The sequence below is a fragment of the Cytobacillus massiliigabonensis genome (genome assembly GCF_900199725.1).
In the GTDB taxonomy this organism is placed as follows: Bacteria; Bacillota; Bacilli; order Bacillales; family Cytobacillaceae; genus Cytobacillus; species Cytobacillus massiliigabonensis.
The window spans coordinates 1,079,009-1,084,421 of record NZ_LT904904.1; the positions used below are offsets into that span (position 1 = coordinate 1,079,009).

A 5,413-nucleotide genomic window follows, 5' to 3' on the forward strand; every position below is an offset into this window, starting at 1 on the left:
GCGGAAGTAGTTCAGTGGTAGAACACCACCTTGCCAAGGTGGGGGTCGCGGGTTCGAATCCCGTCTTCCGCTCCAATTACTTGCCGGGGTGGCGGAACTGGCAGACGCACAGGACTTAAAATCCTGCGGTAGGTGACTACCGTACCGGTTCGATTCCGGTCCTCGGCACCATGTTTTAATTAGCGCCCGTAGCTCAATTGGATAGAGCGTCTGACTACGGATCAGAAGGTTATGGGTTCGACTCCTTTCGGGCGCGCCATTTAATAACGGGAAGTAGCTCAGCTTGGTAGAGCACTTGGTTTGGGACCAAGGGGTCGCAGGTTCGAATCCTGTCTTCCCGACCATTCATATCTAATGGGGCCTTAGCTCAGCTGGGAGAGCGCCTGCCTTGCACGCAGGAGGTCAGCGGTTCGATCCCGCTAGGCTCCACCATAACATTTAAAAAGTTATTGACTTAACATTTTAAATGTAGTAATGTTTTAAAGTCGCCTTGAGTGACGAAGAAATAAAAATATTGCTCTTTGAAAACTGAACGAACAAAAACGTCAACGTTTATTATTTTTAGTCTTTTATCAAAAAGACATTTATGAGCTAATCAACTCACAATTTATTGGAGAGTTTGATCCTGGCTCAGGACGAACGCTGGCGGCGTGCCTAATACATGCAAGTCGAGCGAACTTGCGGGAGCTTGCTCCCAAAAGTTAGCGGCGGACGGGTGAGTAACACGTGGGCAACCTGCCTGTAAGACTGGGATAACTTCGGGAAACCGGAGCTAATACCGGATAATTCTTTTCCTCACATGCGGAAAAGCTGAAAGATGGCTCCGGCTATCACTTACAGATGGGCCCGCGGCGCATTAGCTAGTTGGTGAGGTAACGGCTCACCAAGGCGACGATGCGTAGCCGACCTGAGAGGGTGATCGGCCACACTGGGACTGAGACACGGCCCAGACTCCTACGGGAGGCAGCAGTAGGGAATCTTCCGCAATGGACGAAAGTCTGACGGAGCAACGCCGCGTGAGTGATGAAGGTTTTCGGATCGTAAAACTCTGTTGTTAGGGAAGAACAAGTACCGTTCGAATAGGGCGGTACCTTGACGGTACCTAACCAGAAAGCCACGGCTAACTACGTGCCAGCAGCCGCGGTAATACGTAGGTGGCAAGCGTTGTCCGGAATTATTGGGCGTAAAGCGCGCGCAGGCGGTCTTTTAAGTCTGATGTGAAAGCCCCCGGCTCAACCGGGGAGGGTCATTGGAAACTGGGAGACTTGAGTGCAGAAGAGGAGAGTGGAATTCCACGTGTAGCGGTGAAATGCGTAGAGATGTGGAGGAACACCAGTGGCGAAGGCGACTCTCTGGTCTGTAACTGACGCTGAGGCGCGAAAGCGTGGGGAGCGAACAGGATTAGATACCCTGGTAGTCCACGCCGTAAACGATGAGTGCTAAGTGTTAGAGGGTTTCCGCCCTTTAGTGCTGCAGCAAACGCATTAAGCACTCCGCCTGGGGAGTACGGCCGCAAGGCTGAAACTCAAAGGAATTGACGGGGGCCCGCACAAGCGGTGGAGCATGTGGTTTAATTCGAAGCAACGCGAAGAACCTTACCAGGTCTTGACATCCTCTGACAATCCTAGAGATAGGACTTTCCCCTTCGGGGGACAGAGTGACAGGTGGTGCATGGTTGTCGTCAGCTCGTGTCGTGAGATGTTGGGTTAAGTCCCGCAACGAGCGCAACCCTTGATCTTAGTTGCCAGCATTCAGTTGGGCACTCTAAGGTGACTGCCGGTGACAAACCGGAGGAAGGTGGGGATGACGTCAAATCATCATGCCCCTTATGACCTGGGCTACACACGTGCTACAATGGATGGTACAAAGGGCTGCAAGACCGCGAGGTTTAGCCAATCCCATAAAACCATTCTCAGTTCGGATTGCAGGCTGCAACTCGCCTGCATGAAGCCGGAATCGCTAGTAATCGCGGATCAGCATGCCGCGGTGAATACGTTCCCGGGCCTTGTACACACCGCCCGTCACACCACGAGAGTTTGTAACACCCGAAGTCGGTGGGGTAACCGCAAGGAGCCAGCCGCCTAAGGTGGGACAGATGATTGGGGTGAAGTCGTAACAAGGTAGCCGTATCGGAAGGTGCGGCTGGATCACCTCCTTTCTAAGGATGAAATGAAGTCTAACTTCATTAAAAGACGTTTCATTGTTCGTTCAGTTTTGAGAGAGCAATTCTCTCATATGAATTTGTTCTTTGAAAACTAGATAATGTATATAAAGAAGAATAACCGAGTAATCGCCATCTTAGTTTTCTCTTATTAAATGATTTTTTATAATCAAAATAAGAGCACAAACCATGAGGGCAACAAGCAGCAAGTAGTTCAAGGAAACGATTGAGGAAACACCGGAACGTGCGTAGTTGGCACGTGAGGATGTTGACGAATAAGTTGACGCAGAAATACGCAGCTGATTGTTGACCGAAGTAGGTTAAGTTAGAAAGGGCGCACGGTGAATGCCTAGGCACTAGGAGCCGATGAAGGACGGGACTAACACCGATATGCTTCGGGGAGCTGTAAGTAAGCTTTGATCCGGAGATTTCCGAATGGGGGAACCCTCTATCCGTAATGGGATAGAATCTTTACCTGAATACATAGGGTAATGAAGGCAGACCCGGGGAACTGAAACATCTAAGTACCCGGAGGAAGAGAAAGCAAACGCGATTCCCTGAGTAGCGGCGAGCGAAACGGGATTAGCCCAAACCAAGAGGCTTGCCTCTTGGGGTTGTAGGACACTCTACACGGAGTTACAAAGGAACGAGGTAAATGAACAGGTCTGGAAAGGCCGGCCAGAGAAGGTAAAAGCCCTGTAGTTGAAACTTCGTTCCCTCCAGAGTGGATCCTGAGTACGGCGGGACACGAGAAATCCCGTCGGAAGCAGGGAGGACCATCTCCCAAGGCTAAATACTCCCTAGTGACCGATAGTGAACCAGTACCGTGAGGGAAAGGTGAAAAGCACCCCGGAAGGGGAGTGAAAGAGATCCTGAAACCGTGTGCCTACAAGTAGTTAGAGCCCGTTAATGGGTGATAGCGTGCCTTTTGTAGAATGAACCGGCGAGTTACGATTACATGCGAGGTTAAGTTGAATAGACGGAGCCGCAGCGAAAGCGAGTCTGAATAGGGCGAATGAGTATGTGGTCGTAGACCCGAAACCAGGTGATCTACCCATGTCCAGGTTGAAGTTCAGGTAACACTGAATGGAGGACCGAACCCACGCACGTTGAAAAGTGCGGGGATGAGGTGTGGGTAGCGGAGAAATTCCAATCGAACTTGGAGATAGCTGGTTCTCTCCGAAATAGCTTTAGGGCTAGCCTCATGTAGAAAGAGTCTTGGAGGTAGAGCACTGTTTGGACTAGGGGCCCCCATCGGGTTACCGAATTCAGACAAACTCCGAATGCCAAAGACTTATCCATGGGAGTCAGACTGCGAGTGATAAGATCCGTAGTCAAGAGGGAAACAGCCCAGACCACCAGCTAAGGTCCCAAAGTATACGTTAAGTGGAAAAGGATGTGGAGTTGCTTAGACAACCAGGATGTTGGCTTAGAAGCAGCCACCATTTAAAGAGTGCGTAATAGCTCACTGGTCGAGTGACTCTGCGCCGAAAATGTACCGGGGCTAAACGTATCACCGAAGCTGTGGATGGACATCTACCGATGTCCGTGGTAGGAGAGCGTTCTAAGGGCGTTGAAGCTAGACCGCAAGGACTGGTGGAGCGCTTAGAAGTGAGAATGCCGGTATGAGTAGCGAAAGATGGGTGAGAATCCCATCCACCGAATGCCTAAGGTTTCCTGAGGAAGGCTCGTCCGCTCAGGGTTAGTCGGGACCTAAGCCGAGGCTGAAAAGCGTAGGCGATGGACAACAGGTTGATATTCCTGTACCACCAAACTCCGTTTGAGCAATGGGGGGACGCAGGAGGATAGGGTAAGCGCACTGCTGGATATGTGCGTCTAAGCAGTTAGGCTGCAAGCGAGGAAAATCCCGTTTGCGTGAAGGCTGAGCTGTGACAGCGAGGGAAATATAGTACCGAAGTTCCTGATTCCACACTGCCAAGAAAAGCCTCTAGCGAGGATAAGGTGCCCGTACCGCAAACCGACACAGGTAGGCGAGGAGAGAATCCTAAGGTGAGCGAGAGAACTCTCGTTAAGGAACTCGGCAAAATGACCCCGTAACTTCGGGAGAAGGGGTGCTCTTTGGGGTGTTAAAGCCTCGAAGAGCCGCAGTGAATAGGCCCAGGCGACTGTTTAGCAAAAACACAGGTCTCTGCGAAGCCGCAAGGCGAAGTATAGGGGCTGACGCCTGCCCGGTGCTGGAAGGTTAAGAGGAGGGGTTAGCTCACGCGAAGCTCTGAATTGAAGCCCCAGTAAACGGCGGCCGTAACTATAACGGTCCTAAGGTAGCGAAATTCCTTGTCGGGTAAGTTCCGACCCGCACGAAAGGCGTAACGATCTGGGCACTGTCTCAACGAGAGACTCGGTGAAATTATAGTACCTGTGAAGATGCAGGTTACCCGCGACAGGACGGAAAGACCCCGTGGAGCTTTACTGTAGCCTGATATTGAATTTCGGTACAGCTTGTACAGGATAGGTAGGAGCCTTGGAAGCCGGAGCGCCAGCTTCGGTGGAGGCATCGGTGGGATACTACCCTGGCTGTATTGAAATTCTAACCCATGCCCCTGATCGGGGCAGGAGACAGTGTCAGGTGGGCAGTTTGACTGGGGCGGTCGCCTCCTAAAAAGTAACGGAGGCGCCCAAAGGTTCCCTCAGAATGGTTGGAAATCATTCGAAGAGTGTAAAGGCATAAGGGAGCTTGACTGCGAGACCTACAAGTCGAGCAGGGACGAAAGTCGGGCTTAGTGATCCGGTGGTTCCGCATGGAAGGGCCATCGCTCAACGGATAAAAGCTACCCCGGGGATAACAGGCTTATCTCCCCCAAGAGTCCACATCGACGGGGAGGTTTGGCACCTCGATGTCGGCTCATCGCATCCTGGGGCTGTAGTCGGTCCCAAGGGTTGGGCTGTTCGCCCATTAAAGCGGTACGCGAGCTGGGTTCAGAACGTCGTGAGACAGTTCGGTCCCTATCCGTCGTGGGCGCAGGAAATTTGAGAGGAGCTGTCCTTAGTACGAGAGGACCGGGATGGACGCACCGCTGGTGTACCAGTTGTTCTGCCAAGAGCATCGCTGGGTAGCTATGTGCGGAAGGGATAAGTGCTGAAAGCATCTAAGCATGAAGCCCCCCTCGAGATGAGATTTCCCATAGCGTCAAGCTAGTAAGACCCCTGAAAGATGATCAGGTTGATAGGTTTGAGGTGGAAGCGTGGTGACACGTGGAGCTGACAAATACTAATCGGTCGAGGACTTAACCA

At 51.9% G+C, this 5,413-nt stretch carries 5 tRNA genes and 2 rRNA genes; all 7 read left to right on the top strand.

Annotation, left to right across the window (positions count from 1 at the left end):
- Positions 1-75: transfer RNA gene (locus C1726_RS16395), tRNA-Gly, on the top strand.
- A gap of 7 nt (positions 76-82) precedes the next feature.
- Positions 83-171 (top strand) — tRNA-Leu (locus C1726_RS16400).
- Between the two features lie 11 nt (positions 172-182).
- Positions 183-259: transfer RNA gene (locus C1726_RS16405), tRNA-Arg, on the top strand.
- 8 nt (positions 260-267) lie between these two features.
- Positions 268-344: transfer RNA gene (locus tag C1726_RS16410), tRNA-Pro, on the top strand.
- A 12-nt stretch (positions 345-356) separates the two neighbouring features.
- A tRNA-Ala gene (locus C1726_RS16415) sits at positions 357-432 on the top strand.
- A 175-nt stretch (positions 433-607) separates the two neighbouring features.
- Positions 608-2,158, top strand: a 16S ribosomal RNA gene (locus tag C1726_RS16420).
- 321 nt (positions 2,159-2,479) lie between these two features.
- Positions 2,480-5,413: ribosomal RNA gene (locus C1726_RS16425) — 23S ribosomal RNA — on the top strand.
- Together the 16S and 23S rRNA genes with 5 tRNA genes alongside form the textbook arrangement of a ribosomal RNA operon.